Source organism: Caballeronia udeis (assembly GCF_001544555.2).
Classification (GTDB): Bacteria; Pseudomonadota; Gammaproteobacteria; order Burkholderiales; family Burkholderiaceae; genus Caballeronia; species Caballeronia udeis.
In genome coordinates, this window is the sequence record NZ_FCOK02000098.1 from 1 (window position 1) to 17,255 (window position 17,255).

Sequence of the window (17,255 nt, forward strand, 5' to 3'; positions counted from 1 at the left end):
AAAGATGTTTCTGCTGAGTCGGCGGCGTCTCTCGCCGTTGCCGCCGTTCCCCTGAGTTCGTCGTCCCGCGATCAAAGGAGACGCGGCCGTAGCTGGGTCAAGGATTCAAGCGCGGGGTGCTGGGGCGGGATGGAGCGCAGCGACTGACACGGCCCCGCGCGCCTTGACGCAGCGCAGGACGTGGCTACGATCGCGAGAAAAGGACGGCGAACGAGGGGGACGGGAATTCGGCACAGAGAGCCCTGGCGAAGCGAAACGCCGCGCGGCGAGCGCAACCTCGCGCAGCAAGCGGCAGCGCCGCGGAGCGACATTTCGTCGGGGTGCTCGCGAAGAAGAGCGCAGCTCGAGGCGCGTGTTCTACTGTTCCGGGGCGCCGATGTGCAACTGGCGTGACAGGCGATCGCCTGGCTCGCGAGTTGCAGCGTCCCGGCTGGATGGCAGCGGATCCAATGGCAAGGTGAGCTTTTTCAGGATCGCAAAGTAAAAAGCCCCTGCCGTTGTGTCCGCAGGGGCCTTGAATATCACTCACGCCGTCAGTGCCGAGTCTGCACGTGCGCCGCGTTCAGGATGTCGATCTTCTCTCGCCACCTGCCGGCCGCGGCCGCCGAGTCTGAGCGGCCGGACACAGCTGCGTCTGCGGCACGCAATCGATAGGTAAGGTAAGAGGTCAGTGGACTGTCGCTGTCCATATGCCCCGCACGTTCAAGATGGTCATGCAGGGCGCCGACGGCATGATGGAGATCCATGAACTGGATAACGTCAAGCAGGATGGCCGGTTTACCGACAACCATCTTGGCCGGTCGACCGGGTTGATTGTCGGCGGTTATTCAGCCATGTTTGTCGCTCCTTCCTTTTGATTGTCGCTGGATGATTGTCGGCGCCGGCTGTTCTGTTTGTCGCTGGCGGTACGACGACGATAGCTTTCGACATTCATCTCGAAGATCGTCGAATGATGGACGAGCCGGTCAATTGCAGCGACGGTCATGCCCGGATCCGGGAACACGTCGTTCCAGCCCGAGAACGGCTGGTTAGCCGTGATGAGGAGGCTACGGCGCTCGTATCTTTCGGCGATCAGTTCGAACAGCACGCTCGTTTCAGCCTGGTCCTTGCGCGCGTACGACAGGTCGTCCAGGATGATCAGGTCGAACCGATCTAGTTTGGCAAGGGCCGACGGCAACTGCAGGCTCTGCCGTGCAGCCTGCAACTTCTGCACGAGCTCGCTGGTGCGCGTGAACATCACCCGGTAGCCTGCGTCGATCAGCGCGTGTCCGATGGCCGAACCCAGATGACTTTTTCCCGCCCCGGGCGGCCCAAACAGAAGCGCCGTGGCGCCTTTCTCAAGCCATGCGTCGCCGGTCGCGAGTGCCATAACGTGCGCCTTCGAGACCATCGGCACCATGCTGAAGTCGAAGGTTGCAAGCGTTTTGGTCGGGTCCAGATGCGACTCGGCACGGTGTCGTTCGATGCGTCGTTTCGCCCGTTCGGCCAGTTCATGCTCGAGCAGTGCGCCGAGCAACCGCGTAGCCTGCCAGCCTTCCTTATCGGAACGCTGCGCAAACTCGGGCCACAGACGGGCGATCGTCGGCAGGCGCAGTTCATTGAGCATCAGGGCCAGACGGCCAGCATCGTAAGCGGGTGTGCTCATGCCGCCACCTCCTTGTGCAGCAGGTCGTCATAGCTGCTTACAGGTGGCATCTCGACATTGACGACTGGGCAAGTGGCATGACGTGGCGCAAATTCCTCGCGCAAGGCCTTCAGATCGGGCAGATTACTGTCAACGAGCAAGGCATTCAGGCGCGCGGCCAACAGAGCCTCGACGCCATCCATCGCGGCGAGCTCGAGCAATCCGACCATCGTCTTGCACGCCTCGCGTTGCGCCAATCGCACCTCCAGCTGTTCCCATGTCCGGCGATAGGCTTCACGCGGGAACAGCTCGTCGCGAAACGCAAGTCCCTTGAAGGCCTGTGGCTTGCGTTTGATGCTCTCGATGAAGTGTCGGTAATCCAGTGAACGACGGTTATCGCCGGCACGCGAGCCTCGCGGGGTACTGTGGACCAGTGCGCCGGACAGATAGCAGTCAAGCCGGTCACCATAAACGCGCACCTTAAGGCGGTGGCCAATCAGGCGCGATGGCGCGCTGTACAGAATGCCGCGCACAGTGAATGTGCTGCAGCGTGTGACGCGCGCTTCTTCCTCGACGAAGTCGGTCGTGCGCCTTGGCGGCAGATCCATGAGCTGTTCGCGCTCAAGGCGGAACGCCGCCGCGTTACGCCGGTTACGGCGCATGACGATCTCGCGCAGAAACTCGTTGTAGGCCGCACGATCGGCGAAGTCTCGATGACCGCGCAACATCAACGCCTGATCGACGGCTTCTTTAAGATAGCGATGCGACGATTCAACGCTGCCATTCTCGTGACCGAGGCCACGATTGTTGCGCGTGCCGTGCATGCCGTAGTGCTCAAGCAGCGCCGCATAGCGTGCCGTGAAGTCGTCTTCGTCGGCGAGGTTTCTGAACGCCGCTGACAGGCTATCGGTGCGATGTTCGCGCGGACATCCGCCCGCTTGCCACAGGGCGTTCTGCAATCCCATGGACAGGGCCTCGAAGCTCTCTCCGCCTTCAACGACGTTGACGTATTCCCAGCGTGAGAACGCGAGCACGAAGTGATACAGGCGGTGATCGAACTGAATGCCAGCGATCGTCACGCGCACTTCGGCCATGTCGGTAAAGTCGGACAGACCGCGTGCGCCGGGCTCATGCTGCTGGGGGAAGAAGACTTCCTTCGGCGGACCGGACATCGCCCTCCATTGCCTCACGCGCCGCTCAAGTGTGCGGCGTGTGCTGTCGGGATACTGCCCGGCGTGATCGTCCTGCAGTTTGCGCAGGATCGTGATCGCCTGAAGTTGCGGCGCATTTGCAAGCATCGGAACGACTTCGGTGTCCCAGACGTCAGCGAACGGGTCGGGGCGTGAGCGCCAGTAGCCGCGCGGCTTCTGGGAAGGCATCGTGGCGGCTCCTTCTATGCGCCGGGCGCTGCGTACGCTGATGCCAGCCTTCGCTGCGGCGATCTCCTGCGAGTGATGTTTGCGTTTAGACATGTAGAGGCGAACCTGTTGGTCGGTAATGCGGGTTCCAGACATGTAGCTGATCGCTTTTTTATTCGATCAGCCATCGTAGAGCCCGGCCGACTCGGCGCCGCCGGTGATGCGTTGCCTTCGGCGGCTACGCCGCCTTCGACTCCACATCACCGGCCAAAACCTTCGCCGCTACACCGGCCAACATGATTGTCGCCGTCCAATGAACACACCGCGATGAGCAAGCTCCATCAGCAACTGCTCGGCCGAAGCGGATCGGAGTACGTTGGCCTGAGCGTCCGGCGAGGCGGACACCGCACCGTCCGGCACCGGTTCATTCTGCGCGTCGACCAGCTGCGCCGCCTCCGGAAACCGCTGCCGTAGGTGCGGATACTCGGCGAGAGCCGCGGCGCTGGGCAGCTCGTCATCAATCGGAAGGCCGGTCGGCGAATGCGAATAGAGGGCGTTGTTTAACTCCCTTTCGTGGGCCTGCATCAGTCCCGCTACGCCCAGGTGATCAACGAAGCCCAGGCTGGTCCCTCGAAAGAACACTTCGGCCGCCCGGCCGTGATTTTCGAGCGGCTTGAGAAAGGCCTCCCGGCAGAAGGCTTCGAAGATCATCTGTTGCGGCCGCAGCTCTTGCGGCGCGGCGTTGATATATTCCGACATCGGCCGTTCTCCTGTTAAAAATCCCGATTCACTTTCAGTGGCGCGTAGGTCCCTGTCATGCCGCTGCAGCCCATTCGATTGAGGGCGAGTCGGTCATACGGGCGCGCTTCATCACATACGAGTAGGCGTCGTTAGCTCGGCTGGCCGCCGTGAATAGCGCGTTCTTGTCTTTCTTTAGCACTCGGATCCATGGGTCGAGATGGGACGCGTCATGCTCGAGCTGGCCGTCTTGCATGCCGATGCGGGCAAGGCAAAAAGCCGCACCGAGTTCAGCGACCAGCTCCTCGAACGCGTCTCCGTCGTCGCCAAAGCGCGCGCTGAAGTCACGGGCCAGTCGCGAAGAGTGCGCGGTCCAGTGCATCAGTCCGTGGGTGGCAGCGCGATAGAAACTGGACAGATCGGCGAAACGACCGCGTTCCGGCAGGAAACACTCATCAGTGCTCGCCCGGTAGAAAGCGTGCTCTCCTGTTTCGACGACCCGGGCGCCGGTCTGCTTGAGGATATGTTCCGCTACGTCGACCGGTGCGAACTCCTCACAACGCGAGACCGACACAACGCCGTCGATTTCCTCGACGTTAAATACACTGAACGCTACCGGATCCGGAAAGAACTCAATCTCCCCCGTCTCCGGATCGATACGCTCCTCCTTGTCGAACCGGACAAGCCGACAGCCCTTCGCACCGCGGCGCACCTGCGCACCGATTGCCTGCGCCTGGTTGTAGGTCATCCACTCGTTGCGGGCAAAACCCCTCTCTGCCGCTTCGAGCCACAACAGCAGCACGTTCGCGCCGCTGAACATGTTCTTGGTGGCGTAGTTGACAGGCAGGCCTCCAGACGCGCTGCAGGCCCATAGATTCGGCGGCGACATTCGACCCGCTTCCATGGCATTCACAAGACGGTCGGTGACCTCCTGTTTCAAGTCGCGCTTGATGGTTTGCTTCAGAGCTTTCATGATTGATGTGGTCCGTTCAGTTCGTGGATCAGGTGGCAGTTCTGGTTACGCATGGACCGGCTGCAGATCAGACAAGGAGATCCACGTCTGCGCCGGCGCCCCCGGTTTCACGTCGAGCATGGCAATGCTCGCGGTGTCACCGCGTGGGCCGTCGAACAGCTCTTCGATGCGCGCCGGTCGCGCCGGCAGATCAGGCCGCGCCCGGTAGGCAACCTGGACGGTGTCGCCAATGGCGTACACGCCGAGCCGGCGATACAGCGGCGTACCGTTCGGCTGGAACCCAACCACGTTGTCATCCGGCTTCGCGATTGCCCGGAGATATGCGCCGAGTTGGGACCGCTGGTAACCGATACCGCCGTTGGTTTCTTCAACGCACGTGTCCGAAGCCAGACATCCTCTGGTGGACAGGTGCGAGACTGCGGCACGCATCACGCGACGATATTCTTTGCCGCCGACCAGCAACACGCTGCGCGCTTGCGCTGGCCAACCGTCGCACAGGTAGCTGGGAAGATCGTTCAGCATCGCGTCAGCGCGCTCGGTCGACATGCGGTGTTCGTACGGCGCGATAATGGTATCGGCCCGCAGAAAGCCGTGACGTGCCGACAGGATCATGACTTCCGGCCTTGCCTCGTGCCGCACGTTCGCACGGTAAGTGCTATACATCACGCCCCGATAGAGATCGAGCGCCGGTGCCGGTTGCTCCAGCTTCGTCGCGGAACAGGCCATGATGATGAGATGCTTGCTGGTGTTAGTCATTAGAAATCCTGACGGATAGTTATGTATCGAATCTGCGTGTACGACGTGCGGCCCGTTCACTCCCACGCCAACTGCATCTGCGTGGAGACCGGGACTGGAACAATGGGGATGCCGGCGCTGCGCGAGTCGAGTGCGTTGTCTTCGTCCCGGAGCGTGTCGGACAGCAGCGCAAACCGGGCACGGTCGGCATCGCTGCGCTTCACTCGAAAATCGGCATCAACAACGTCGTTCACGCGAGCCCACTGGTTCCACGCAAAGTTGCGGCCAAGGCCTACTGTGGTCGAAGTACTCGGGAAGCGGTCTGCGTTGCGTACCAGCTCGTCCCAACTCGCGCCGAATTCAACAGCGTCGAACCGGCTGTGTCGGCCAGTAAGCGCAGTTCGCTCCAGGAGCAACGCGCGCTCGAGGAGGTCTGGATGATTTGCGGCGAGCCAGTACAGCTCCCATCGTTTTGAAGCCGGACAAAAAAAACACGCTGACTTAACTGGCACCATCTCAGCGCCGAGTGCTTCGGTGATGGCGCGAACGCAGTCGCGGCGAGCCCAGCGCACAAGCTGCAACGGGTAGACGTACTCGAAATCCGCATCGGACGGCTTCAGCCCTTTCGACCGGCGCATATCGGCGGGGCCGCAGTCGTAGCCGATCAGCTTGATGATTCGCTGGCCCGTGGCCTGAGCCGAGACCCACAGTGGGTGCGGCGGCCTTGCGTTCGGGCCGGACTTCGCGCCTTTCAGAAACTGGTCCTGTGGGGACTGCTTCCACTTGATGCTGCAGGATTTCATGCCGAATGCCAGCGATGGCAGAGTCTCATTGGCGAGGCAATTTCCATACAGGTCGGAGTAGCCAGTGGACGCGAGAGGAACCTTGCGGCACACGTCGATCAGTGACCAACCCCAGGAGCGCAGAACCACGTTCATCTTGTCGACGTGCGCAATGGTTTCCTCTTTTTCGCCGCCGGTGTCTGCGAAGGTAATGACATCAGGACGAAGGTCAGCCGCACGGAGCGCGACGAGCATCGCGGTCGAGTCAACGCCGGAACCGAAGCACACAGCCAGCGACCGACCGGCCAACGCGTCGTTGAGAGCTTGTCTCTGCGACGGCGACAGCATCGTGTGCAGATTCGCCGTCAGTTCACCGTACCGATGACGCGCCCCGCGCTGCTTGCCAATGTTGTTTTCCATCCTGTCCTCACATTCGTTCAAAGCTGACCGGGCCCCTAGATTCCGAGTCCCGGCGTGAAAAGATGTTTCTGCTGAGTCGGCGGCGTCTCTCGCCGTTGCCGCCGTTCCCCTGAGTTCGTCGTCCCGCGATCAAAGGAGACGTGGCCGTAGCTGGGTCAAGGATTCAAGCGCGGGGTGTGGGGCGGGATGGAGCGGCAGCGACTGACACGGCCCCGCGCGCCTTGACGCAGCGCAGGACGTGGCTACGATCGCGAGAAAAGGACGACGAAACGAGGGGGACGGGAATTCGGCACAGAGAGCCGTGGCGAAGCGAAACGCCGCGCGGCGAGCGCAACCTCGCGTAGCAAGCGATAGCGCCGCGGAGCGACATTTCGTCGGGGTGGACTGCGCGAAAAGCGCAACGCCCGACTCGCGCTCAAACGATCACCGCCTCGCGAATGCGGGGCGGCTGTAGTGCGCTGATTGGATCCACTGCGTTTTGCCGTTGGTGGGTGCAACGTCGTGCGACGCTACTGATATCAAGCCACACTCCGGTGATGCGGATCTCTTAATATCAGTTCGCGATCTGTGCAGCGGCGACGCTATACTGTTTCGCTATCTTTCGACATTCACATGACCCAGCAGCTGCCCTATCCCTTCACCGACGCGATCGAGGCGATCCTTCTCGATAAGACTGGCGCACGTGCGCTGCTTCTCGACGTACTCGCTTCGATAGTCCATCCCGACATGGTCTGCAGTCTCTTCGCGCTCCGCTCGATGGCCGAGGCTGACAAGCTGCTCGCACAGCGCTGCATTGAGTACGCGCTCGTCGCCGGCTTAACGCCGCAGGAATCTGCGGCCGTTTATCGATTCATTGAGCCGCGGATCGCGGCCAGGTTCTGATGTCGATATTCGCGTAAGTGAGCGGACGAAACCTGAAATAAAAATCCTCTGAATAATCCTTGCGTTCAGGGTTTCACCTGGGGTTAAATAACAGCGCTTCGACGCTAATTGCAGCGCACGAAAGCAAAGTTTGTTTCTTCCGGAAAGGCAGTCGGAGGCCCGCTCTAACCAGCGGGCTTTTGGCTTTTTAGGGCGCGTAATTCATGGGCCGTGCGCAGCCACGAGATCTTGGCGCGGCAGCGACGCTCATGATAAATTCACGCTCAGCGCGGCGGTGGCCCGCGCGTATTCGGTCCCTCGGCCTCTAGTGGGCGCTACGAACCAGGAGAGCCATCGCGGTAAAAGTTGTGTGGGGATTGCGGACCGAGTCTCACCCGAGCTTTTGATCGGGTTAAAACGGCTTGCCTGAAAGGGCAGGCCGTTTTTCATTGTGGCCGCTGAGATTCGTTCGAACTGACAGCTACGAATGCAGCTCTGGCCAGCACGTGGTCCGATAGACGCTGATACCTGTTCTCAATGACCGTCTCGCGCGCTGGCGTCCAGGAGCGTTCGGCGACATGCGGCCTACCCGCACCCTTCCGCAATGGCTGCGAAGCCCTCTGCGGCTGTTTGAGCTGGACGGACACGCCGAAAATCAACCGGACCCCCCCCCTTCCCTGCAAAACCCGGGTTTTTAGCCGTGGTGGACCGTTTCGCTTGCACGGCAAAAGGCGAGCACACGAGCGCGTGGAGCCGGGGTCCGACTTGTCGGGCGCCGGCGATTATCGCGCACTTAGGGGTGCGGGGTGCCGCAGGCGCGCCGCAGCCCTTAGTGCCTGCCGCTCGATGTCCTTGGTTATGCGTGGGTGTTCTTCCAGGCCCGCCCCTTTGGGGCCACGATTTGCCTTTGGGGGGTGTGGCCGGGGGGGTGGGGACGGCTTTAGCCGTCGAACCCGGCCGGGGGGTGCTTGCACCCCCCTCACTGAGGGTGGGGCCTTGTTCAAATCGCAGTTAAAAACAGTTAAAAAAGAAGAAGTTAACCGCGCGCGCGTTTACGGTCCGCGAGACGCCCGTGGGACGTGGGTTTGCGGGGCGTTCGGTGGCTCGATAGACGCGTCGGCGGTGGTGGGATAGACGTAGCCCAGGTGGTGCGATAGACGCGGGCGGTGGTGTGATAGACGCGAAGGCCACAATGTTATCCACAAAAATGGGGCGGGTGGTGCGATAGACGCGTCGAAAAAACAGCTTTCCCCCGGTCTATGCAAATTGAATATTCACTCTAATCAAGGGCATAGCCCTGTCAGATCGGGCGTTTAGCGATTCAAGGTCCGTTTCGCGGTGGTGGGATAGACGTGCGGCGTGGTGGTGCGATCGACACATTTCCAGGGGGCCGTATGTTGCATCTGGTGGTGCGATAGACGCGGGCATGTGAGTGGTGCGATAGACGCATTATTGGGATTTGTCGGATGCCACGGAAAGTGAAAACTGCGCCAGGTAAGTGAAAAACTGGTGCCACAGTTAGTGAAATGTCCGGGCGGCCAACGCTTTGCTGCGAGGACTTGCCGTCCGACAACAACCGATTAAGGCAGAAGATGCCCCGATCTCGAGAGCAGGCTCAATCGTCGACTGCGACACCCCAGCGTGCGACTCGAATCTTGTTGAGCGATGATTCCCGACCTATTGTCTTCAGTGCAGAAACCATGTTCACCCTGATAGCCTCGCGTTCCTCGATGTTCGCTGGCAAACGAAAAATGCCCGTGACTAGCCGTTGCAGCTCCGGCCCCTGATGCTCCCTCAGTAGGTCGATAAGCTGGTCCGGTTGTGCGTGAAGGAACGCCGGAATGATTCCATCATCCCAGTGCTCATTCTGCACAATGAAACTAGCTGCTTCCCGCAACCCCAACGCATTGCCAGAGGCGTTGAAGACGTCGAGGAAGCGGGCACGGGCCTTCTGATCGTCAACTTCTCCGAGTCGGGACTGATGTTCGACATCGAACAGCTGCGGCGTGTCCTTCCTCTGATCGATGTAAATCTCAATGATTTCATCTGCCTTGTTCTCGAATCCAAGCTCCCGAACGAGTTTCACTGTGCTGTTGATGTTCAAAGGGGTGATAACCGATGCAGCCTGTCTGACTGCCACGATGAACTCATCAGCGAGTTGCTCGCCGGTCATATCAAGCCGATCGTGGAACTTCCTCCAGACAGCGGTGAAGATCTCATCCAACCTGTCCCGATCGGCGACAGCGTCGAGAGCTGCTGTGAGTGTGCGAATATCCGAACCTTCAACGTAACCGCACTGCATCGCATCTAGAATCGCTCCGTCAAAGTCATCGGCGTTTGTAAACCCGCAAAGCTGCAGACGTGATACCCACTCCTCATCACTCGCCGCGGGCTCGTTTTCCCTCGCGAGCATGCGATGGGCGTAGGTGTTGTATTTCAGGATCTGGTCAGGGCCGGGAAAACCGCGTCCGCTTTCGTAAAGCGAGCTGGCGAACACGGAGATGCTGATTGCCGCCTGGCGCTTGACCTTTTCCGACGAGTCTTTGATGAGCGGATAGATCATCCGGAGCGCCGACTCGATCTTCTGGATCACGCGTATGTTGTTAATATCGAGGTGATGAATCGGCTCGGCGACGAGTTCCCGCAGTGGCGTGTCGGCAGAAAGGCCAAGCTCGACTGCGTCGTCCGACGACATGACGAATTGCAACTTTTGGTCGACCACCTTTTCGGCATATCTCGCATAGACGGCCTTATTTCCGTCGCTGAACTCCTCTTCGTTAAAGATGAGCATCACCTTGCAACGGGCCTGCTCTTTCAGTTCTGACACCAAACCCATAAGATCGTCGAGCTTGAGCTGCTCGCCGAGACGCTCGATATCGTCGAGGACGACAAGCGTGTCGGTGACGAAAGAGCCGGCGATTGCTTCCAGAGCCACAAAAAGGTGTTTGCCACCGAATGGAAGCATCTCCTTGAGGTGCCCGACCACTTCCTTTAACTTTTTCTTGCGCGCCTCGACTTCCAATTTCGCGCGCATGCCAGTGCTTGAATGCTCCCCGAGCGGGAATGTGTGCGTCTTCGCAAGCAGCGATGTCCGGATCTCTGAGATTGACTGGGCGCCGAAGACGGATGTGTACGAATATCGCTTCACAGAATGCTGGCCGGCGTACGCTTCTATCAGGTGCCTCAGAGCGAATGTCTTGCCTACTCCCCACGGCCCCGTTACTGCTAGAACCTGCGGGACGCATGAATCGATGAATTGCGTTACCACGGATCGGATGACTTCTCGGGACATGTCCACCTCTCGGTCTTGGTATTTGAAACTCCGTGTCCGCTCGTTTCCAACGTCGACGAACACGCCGAGCGGTGCTGCAGGCGTTGCCATAGGCGACGCCCGATAAACAGCCGTTTCGCGATCGCCAATCGTGGCGCTCAACGCTGCAGTGGCGCCACACTGGGACGGCGAACCGGCGAGTCATGCATGTGGCCCCATCAGGAATACAAGGCCGAGCCACGGACGTCACCCTCTGCAGGCTTCGATCGCCGCCGCTCAAGCGTGTGGCCAGACGTTAACGGCGAGTTTCCAGAGCACTTCCGCCCGCTTACGGATCTCACCTTCAGTCCATACCGCGCCCGGCTCACTCCACCTCGGGTCCTGGAAATAGGCGTTCAGCGCGAGCAAGCTCTTGGTGATTTCCGGTCGCTTCACGTCAAATCCGAGATTGCTCAGGGCAGGATTGAGTTTTTCTGTCAACAAGGTGAGGTTGCCGACGTTATGCAGCAGTTGGTCCCTGACCAATTCAGCATTCGCGTCACCCGGTGACGGCCAATGCTCTTTCCATGCGACCGGCAATACATGCTCGACGTGAAGTGGTGCCGTTGGCAACACCTCTGTCTCGTGGTGAACCTTGTTACGTGCGGCAAGCTCGAGTGCCTCGAGCATCATCTTGGTCTTCGCGGACCGCAGGTGCCTGTAGGTAGGCCCTTCCAACCACGCCTTGCTGAACTCGGCATCGTCGGGCCAGTTCTGGGTGGGCCCACCTGCAAGGCCCATCAAATGCTGCGCAATGGCGGATGACGTGGGTTTTTCCGGCCCTGCGAGGCGCTTCAGAAGGCCCGGAAAGACCCTGTTGTACGCTTTGGCGGTCAGGCCGCATACCGCTCTGCGCACTACGTAGGATTCAAGGATCTGCAGACTTGCTAGGAACTCCTCCGACTCGGTTCCAAGCTGCTCGCCCAGATAGAGAACGACCGGAGTCATCGTAGAACTGTCGAGCACGCGCATGTTGTGCGCGAACCGTCCAAAGCGTGTCTTCCTGTCCGGCACGATGAGAGATTCGAAGAGTTTGGCAGCCTTCTTCAAACGCGTCAGCTCAACATCGACATCTGGCTTTTCAGCAAACCACCACTGCTTGAATGACTCGAAAACGTGATCGAGCTTGACGTCGTCCATCGAGCGCATGGACACGTAGTGATAGAGGAACGTATCGAGCCGCGTATTCGTCAAGCGCCCCTGGCGCTCCTCAACCTTCCAGAAGAGCCTGCTCTTGCTGATCGCGCCTTTCTCCGCAGGCGCCTCATCAAAGTCCTGCCAGTGCTCCGTGTAGAGAGTGTCGGTGCGTGCGTTCGCGCGGGTGGCTTCAAGAAATACGAAATTGCGAATGAGGTCTGCCGGGGTCAAGCGCTCCCCGCGACCATTGAGGGACTCGAATATGATCTGCGCATCATCGTCTGGGTCCAGGCGCAACTCGATCAATTGCAGGTAATCTGTCAACGTCGACAGCAAAAGCGTAATGCGTTCGGGGCGGATCGGTAGATCTTCGAACGGAATCTGAGGATGCAAATCATGGCGGATGCCGTGGACCCATCGCATCGCCCAAGTTTTATCTCCGTCGACTTCGAAGCCGAGGTCCTGGAGTAATTCGTCAAGAGGGTGCGGTGTTTCCTGAATGACTTCATCGAAGTCCTTGCCCCTGAGAAACATGGACACCACGCCGTAGAAATACAGATAGGCCTCGACGAGCAGCGGACGGAGTACCCGTTTCTTCGACCTACCGCTGCCAGTTGTCGTTATCGGATACTTCTCGCAGACCTTACGGGCTGAGCGGCACTCCACCAGATCAGTCATCTCCGATCGCCCGGCATTGGTCGGCCAGATTTTGTAGTGGTAGTGGTTATGGCTGTACTTAGCAGCGTTATGTGTGTAGACATCAAGGGATGCCTGCTGGTACTCATCCTCTACGCTTGCAAGAGCGTCCCGAAAGGCGAGTGCGAGGAGTTGCATGGTCGTCATGCGCTGCTGGCCATCTATGACTTCGGTGGTGGTCGGTTCGCCCGGACGACCCGAGACATGGTCGGTCACGATGACCGTGCCCAGGAAATGCTTTCTGGGCTTTTGCACCAAGTGAGCGGAACCCATTGGGCGCGCCTGCTCCAACAGTTCCAAGTATTTGGCCAGCTCGTCGGCCCGCTCCGCGATGTCGGCCCAGAGTAACTGAATTTGCTTCTCGATGGTCCAGACATATCCGCGCTGGAAGATCGGGACCAGGTACTGCAGCGGCTGATGGAAGAGTGTTAGCGGCGAGACTTTGTTCGGCTGCATTCGGGTGGCTCCTCGATTCTTGTCATTGAGTGCGATACGGTTCAAACGTGGAAGAAAATGGCGGCGCTGCTTCCCAGCGCTCGATCGTCCGGATCACGTGCGTATCCCGCTTGGCGAGGAAAGGCTGACTATGGACTTCAGCAGCCGGCTTATGTGGATTTCCCAACTCGCAGCCGTAAAAAAAAGTCGCTGGGCCAGGAGCAATTCGCTGCAAACAAGAAACGCTTGTAGATCCACTTGACGCAACACTATCCTCGACATTGGTGATCACGGTCGCCGGTATGAGACATCCCCATGCGGCCCTGCAGCGTCGTTTTGACGGGTTCCCGCGCCTGACCCTTCCGTTCTCCGCGCGCGAGTCAGAAGCCGTTCCAGCGTCACAAGAAAAGCTCGCCGGGGCTATGCGCGACTGCCGTGACGGTCTTCGTATTGTATGAGCCAGCTATGTACCGTTTGCCATGGGTCGCCTTTCGCCCGAAAGGTCAGGAAATAAGGTCTATGCCGGGTGAGCCAAAGGAAAAACAGGAACATCGGCTGTCCAGTCGTTTTCTCGCCGGCCCATAGCGCCCACGCCCGCTGAATTTCAGCCTTCGCGTCATCCTTCCTGATTCGCTTCTTCGGCTTGGTCTCATAGCAGTCCAGCCACGCGTCAAGGGGGTCGTCCGGCAAACCACCTTCGGTCATCCGACCCGGACTCGGACGTTCGATATACGTCGAGCCGCTTGGCGTTTGCCGGATAGCAGCGCACCACGAACACCACCTTTCCCCATTAATGGAAACGGGCTCCGCACCATCGGGGCGCGGCTCATCTGTGCGTCCGCAAGAGGGGCAATAAGGTTCGGATCTGGGTTGCATGTTGAGTCCGTCGAGGCAATGTTCGCAGGCATTGTAGCGACCCGCGCGGACGGCACGGCGGGCCGGGATTCGAGCCAGCCCGCCCATCCGCTCGTCAGCGAGGGTTTATGAGGGCTGTCCGCATTTTTTCAGGAATAGCGGCAGGGTTGATGGATTTTTTCACTTTCAGCGTCGTAGTTGGCGATGTTGAATGTCACTTTTAGTGAAAAATCGCCTTAAATTCAACGACGCATTTTTCATGAATGGTGACACCCGACAGGATTTTTTTTGCATCCCGTGGCAGGAGTTGGGACGCCGTCCCGAAAGTCTGTGGCTGGCTCCGGGTGGTGCGATAGACGCGCTTTCGGATCGCTCTCGTCCGTCACTTGCGCGCGCCGGCCGGCTGCGCTGCGAATGTACGGCCCTTTCTCGGGAAGGTGCGGGAAGTGAATGTCCGATCGCGGACTGCCGCAGTAACTGAAAAAAAACGCAGTGTTCTCATTGACACGCCCCCCCCCGATAGCGCCGCGCCAGCCTCTTAGGAGCCAACCGGTGGCGATCGATAGTCAGGGTGACCCTCGGTGCACTCGCCGCGGACAGCGGCCCAGAAGTATTTCGCGTGATGCTCATAAACGTCCGTGGCTTCTGATAGGTCGAAGGCAAGCCCCTGAACCATACTCAGCAGCAGGCGCATGATTTCAAGGTTGTCTTGGAAGAACGTCTCGATTTCGTCGTCGGTCGCCCACACAGGCGGCTTGTCTTCCTTCCCTTGCGGCTCAGGGGTGGCCGATTCCTCCGGTGTCGCAGGTGCCTTCGGCAACTGGCGGTGCGCCAGATGCTGGTGGCGCAACATCTTTAACTTATCCAGAACTGCAAAGGCTGGGCCGCCGGCGCTGTACTTACCGATTAACTCAAGTACCTGCTCCCGCCGTGGCGCGAGTGCATCCCTCATGGCGTCCGGCGCAAACTTGGAGCGAAGGCCGGTGCGCCCTGTCCGGTATTGAACCAGGGTCTCAAAGAATTCTTTGTCCCGTAGACGGTCAGCTATGAGGCTCATCCTCACAGCCTGTTTATTGGTGTCCCATACACGGGTCAGCGCCAGTAACAACTCACGACGCAACGACAAACGAATGATCTGAAAGGAATGCGCCGCATAGGAAGTGCCGATACGGGCATGAAGGCCGGTGTCATACGCCGCAGGTCGCCAAGTCGCATGGAACATGACCGCCAGCTCGATCTCCTGACGGGCGGCGTCGACCATTTTCTGCAATGCTTCTATCTCCTGGGTAGCTATAAAGGCCGTCCGGTCCGTATCAGCCATTTGGTCACTCATCTGATGTTTTTCGTGCGACCATTCTGCCACCGAAACGGCACATTCGAACAAGGGCAAACATGGCTGATATCAGCGCTGCGCTTATTGGGTTTCTCGGCGTTATGGCTGGCGGGTATTTCAACAATTTTTTTGCCGAAGATTACAGGCGCTTTCGGGACGGCCAGGCGCTTGCCGGTGCGCTCGCAGGCGAACTTGAATCGCACACCGCCCCGATTCCAAGGATCAGGGAAGGTCTCGCCATTATGGAGGAGCAAATTCGTAGCGGGAAAAAGCTCGATCTCCCTGAATGGCCGATGCCGCCAAGCCCGATCTTTGATCAGAACGCAGCGAAGATAGGTTCGCTCGGAGCGGAAACAGCAAAAGAGGTTGCTTATGTCTATGAGCACCTCCGCGCGTATCGGCAAAATTTCCACATGCTGTCAAAGCACAATGGCGCGATGCCCGTCGAGTGGAGTCACGCAACAATCATTGGCTGCTTGGCGATTATCAGTCGCTCCGAAAACCGTGCAGTGCAGTTAGCAATTACGCTAACGGGCCAGACTGAGGAGTCGTATTGGAGACGTCCCCAAACTCAGGCGCAACTGAAATACGGCGCTGCTGTCATTGCGGCGTTTTTACTCGCATTGAAGGTTTTCGGCTGAGCTATGTCCTGCTGGCGTCCGGCGTTGGCCTGTTCTCCACGTCACCCCCGCGTCGGCTTCATCAGGGCAGTCGCGCGGCAGCTCCCCACGCCGGTCAACGTCCTGTTCCGGACACTGGACGACTGGTGGACACCGCCGCTGTCGCCTCTGGCGAGCAAGCTGAAGCGACGAACGCCGCCGGTTAGTGCAGGAGGTGAAGGGATGGGGAAGGCCACGGTCGGCAGCGCATCCTGACGGGTGGAATACGCTGTGCGTCCGGGTGGCCGCTACCGACACGTGTGTGAAGCGGCCTGAGCTAAGCTGGCAACAGATCCATTTGCGCTTTCGGGTCCGACTTTGAATCCCATCGGCGCAACGTGTAATACCAGTTCAGCAGCTTCTTGGACAGCAGCTCCCTGTGAATGCCGGCGATGAGCTGGGCGTTCTGCTTTTGGTTGTCGCGATCGCACCGGAAGAAAATGACCATCGCCTTGTCGTCGTCCAGGGCTATATGGAACTCGGGCATCTTGTCGGCCACCATAGCGGCGACGACGTCGCGCCGGAAGTATTTCTGAGCCTGTGCCGATCCGGACTTGGCGTAGAGCTTGTCGAGCCCGATCTTGAACCACAGCTTTTCGCCGCAATGCTTCTTCGCAAGGTCGTACAGCCGGCGTTCGAGTCCTTGCGCCAGATCGAAATACCCTGGATGGATCGTGAGCACCTTGCGATTGATCAATGAGTCGAAGGTCCACGTCGACAGGATCAGTTCGACTTCGAGCGCGCCCTTCTTGTTGCCCGTATACGTGATGATCTTGTAATTTTCGATCAGGCCGTATCCGTAAAGACTCTCGTGGATGCCCTCTTCATTGGCGCCTAGCCGCGACGCATCGAAGTTGGTCTCAACGATCGTCCCCTTCAAACGCCGGCAACTGTCGACGACGCGGGTGTAAGACGCTCCGCCTGTGCTTCGGCCCGTGTAGACAAGAAAGTCCCGCACCTTGAAGCGGATGCGGCGAGAAACCGGAAGGTTTGCGTCCGCGGCCTTGCAGATCTGAGTCGCCGCGTAGACAAGAACGTCCTTGTCGAAGATGTTGGCGGCGCCGACGACGCTCGGGATGATTCGCACGATCTGTTCACCGTTGCGATACACCCTGACACGTGTGTCTTTGCCCTTTTGCAAAGAAAACAGAGGGAATTCGAGAGAATGAAGATCCTCACGCGGCTTCCACGTTGCGAGCAAGCGCTCGGCCGCGAACAGCTCGAGTTGCTCGGCGTCATGAAACGCCTCTTCCTGTGAAACAGACATCTCGACGTCCTGCGTGTCACTGGTCATGTTGACAACGCGTTCGACGGATCGCCGATAGTCCTTCTTTGTTTT

At 59.2% G+C, this 17,255-nt stretch carries 13 protein-coding genes; 3 read left to right on the forward strand and 10 right to left on the reverse strand.

What is annotated here, in order from left to right:
• The first annotated feature begins 689 nt into the window (after positions 1-689).
• A complete protein-coding gene (locus tag AWB69_RS48365; protein WP_156529144.1) occupies positions 690-857 on the forward strand; it encodes a hypothetical protein in 168 nt (55 codons plus the stop codon).
• Here AWB69_RS48365 and istB read toward each other — a convergent pair.
• The 6 genes from istB to AWB69_RS40000 all read right to left on the reverse strand — a co-directional run bounded on the left by istB (position 824) and on the right by AWB69_RS40000 (position 6,630).
• Entirely contained in the window at positions 824-1,645 is an 822-nt protein-coding gene (gene istB / locus AWB69_RS39975) for an IS21-like element helper ATPase IstB (protein ID WP_062092298.1), read from the reverse strand. The genes AWB69_RS48365 and istB overlap by 34 nt on opposite strands.
• Positions 1,642-3,138 (reverse strand): IS21 family transposase, encoded by a 1,497-nt coding sequence (istA, locus tag AWB69_RS39980; protein WP_062092299.1) that lies wholly within the window; start codon positions 3,136-3,138, stop codon positions 1,642-1,644. Before istA ends, istB begins: the two co-directional genes overlap by 4 nt.
• A gap of 126 nt (positions 3,139-3,264) precedes the next feature.
• A complete protein-coding gene (locus tag AWB69_RS39985; protein WP_062092300.1) occupies positions 3,265-3,741 on the reverse strand; it encodes a hypothetical protein in 477 nt (158 codons plus the stop codon).
• Positions 3,742-3,796: 55 nt separating this feature from the next.
• Positions 3,797-4,693 carry an ArdC family protein gene (locus AWB69_RS39990; protein WP_062092301.1) on the reverse strand — a complete coding sequence of 299 codons (897 nt, stop codon included), beginning with the start codon at positions 4,691-4,693 and terminating at the stop codon, positions 3,797-3,799.
• Positions 4,694-4,738: 45 nt separating this feature from the next.
• Entirely contained in the window at positions 4,739-5,449 is a 711-nt protein-coding gene (locus AWB69_RS48950) for a DUF6884 domain-containing protein (protein WP_062092302.1), read from the reverse strand.
• Between the two features lie 56 nt (positions 5,450-5,505).
• Positions 5,506-6,630: an adenine nucleotide alpha hydrolase family protein gene (locus AWB69_RS40000; RefSeq protein ID WP_197500432.1), complete on the reverse strand. Its 1,125-nt coding sequence runs from the start codon at positions 6,628-6,630 to the stop codon at positions 5,506-5,508.
• Positions 6,631-7,242: 612 nt separating this feature from the next.
• Here AWB69_RS40000 and AWB69_RS40005 point away from each other — a divergent pair.
• A complete protein-coding gene (locus AWB69_RS40005) occupies positions 7,243-7,512 on the forward strand; it encodes a hypothetical protein (protein WP_062092303.1) in 270 nt (89 codons plus the stop codon).
• Between the two features lie 1,594 nt (positions 7,513-9,106).
• Here the strand turns inward: AWB69_RS40005 and AWB69_RS40010 are convergent.
• The 3 genes from AWB69_RS40010 to AWB69_RS40025 form a co-directional block, all read right to left on the reverse strand.
• A complete protein-coding gene (locus AWB69_RS40010) occupies positions 9,107-10,873 on the reverse strand; it encodes a P-loop NTPase fold protein (RefSeq protein ID WP_062092304.1) in 1,767 nt (588 codons plus the stop codon).
• Between the two features lie 165 nt (positions 10,874-11,038).
• Positions 11,039-13,090: a DUF262 domain-containing protein gene (locus AWB69_RS40015; RefSeq protein ID WP_062092305.1), complete on the reverse strand. Its 2,052-nt coding sequence runs from the start codon at positions 13,088-13,090 to the stop codon at positions 11,039-11,041.
• Between the two features lie 1,372 nt (positions 13,091-14,462).
• Positions 14,463-15,245, reverse strand: a complete 783-nt coding sequence (locus tag AWB69_RS40025; RefSeq protein ID WP_063978015.1) for an AbiU2 domain-containing protein — start codon at positions 15,243-15,245, stop codon at positions 14,463-14,465.
• A 71-nt stretch (positions 15,246-15,316) separates the two neighbouring features.
• Between AWB69_RS40025 and AWB69_RS40030 the strand changes: the two genes are divergently transcribed.
• Positions 15,317-15,898: a hypothetical protein gene (locus AWB69_RS40030; RefSeq protein WP_062092308.1), complete on the forward strand. Its 582-nt coding sequence runs from the start codon at positions 15,317-15,319 to the stop codon at positions 15,896-15,898.
• Positions 15,899-16,193: 295 nt separating this feature from the next.
• Here the strand turns inward: AWB69_RS40030 and AWB69_RS40035 are convergent, their stop codons facing one another.
• The gene (locus AWB69_RS40035; RefSeq protein WP_231937389.1) at positions 16,194-17,210 is read right to left on the reverse strand and encodes a replication initiator protein A; all 1,017 of its coding nucleotides are present in this window, start codon (positions 17,208-17,210) and stop codon (positions 16,194-16,196) included.
• Positions 17,211-17,255 lie beyond the last annotated feature (45 nt).

What these genes read in the sequence shown, in the direction of transcription:
- istA (WP_062092299.1), bottom strand. Translation starts at nt 3,138, where the DNA reads ATGTCTGGAACCCGCATTACCGACCAACAGGTTCGCCTCTACATGTCT.
- AWB69_RS48950 (WP_062092302.1), bottom strand. Translation starts at nt 5,449, where the DNA reads ATGACTAACACCAGCAAGCATCTCATCATCATGGCCTGTTCCGCGACG.
- AWB69_RS40025 (WP_063978015.1), bottom strand. Translation starts at nt 15,245, where the DNA reads ATGGCTGATACGGACCGGACGGCCTTTATAGCTACCCAGGAGATAGAA.
- AWB69_RS40030 (WP_062092308.1), top strand. Translation starts at nt 15,317, where the DNA reads ATGGCTGATATCAGCGCTGCGCTTATTGGGTTTCTCGGCGTTATGGCT.
- AWB69_RS48365 (WP_156529144.1), top strand. Translation starts at nt 690, where the DNA reads ATGCCCCGCACGTTCAAGATGGTCATGCAGGGCGCCGACGGCATGATG.
- AWB69_RS40005 (WP_062092303.1), top strand. Translation starts at nt 7,243, where the DNA reads ATGACCCAGCAGCTGCCCTATCCCTTCACCGACGCGATCGAGGCGATC.
- AWB69_RS40015 (WP_062092305.1), bottom strand. Translation starts at nt 13,090, where the DNA reads ATGCAGCCGAACAAAGTCTCGCCGCTAACACTCTTCCATCAGCCGCTG.
- istB (WP_062092298.1), bottom strand. Translation starts at nt 1,645, where the DNA reads ATGAGCACACCCGCTTACGATGCTGGCCGTCTGGCCCTGATGCTCAAT.
- AWB69_RS39990 (WP_062092301.1), bottom strand. Translation starts at nt 4,693, where the DNA reads ATGAAAGCTCTGAAGCAAACCATCAAGCGCGACTTGAAACAGGAGGTC.
- AWB69_RS40035 (WP_231937389.1), bottom strand. Translation starts at nt 17,210, where the DNA reads ATGACCAGTGACACGCAGGACGTCGAGATGTCTGTTTCACAGGAAGAG.
- AWB69_RS40010 (WP_062092304.1), bottom strand. Translation starts at nt 10,873, where the DNA reads ATGGCAACGCCTGCAGCACCGCTCGGCGTGTTCGTCGACGTTGGAAAC.
- AWB69_RS39985 (WP_062092300.1), bottom strand. Translation starts at nt 3,741, where the DNA reads ATGTCGGAATATATCAACGCCGCGCCGCAAGAGCTGCGGCCGCAACAG.
- AWB69_RS40000 (WP_197500432.1), bottom strand. Translation starts at nt 6,630, where the DNA reads ATGGAAAACAACATTGGCAAGCAGCGCGGGGCGCGTCATCGGTACGGT.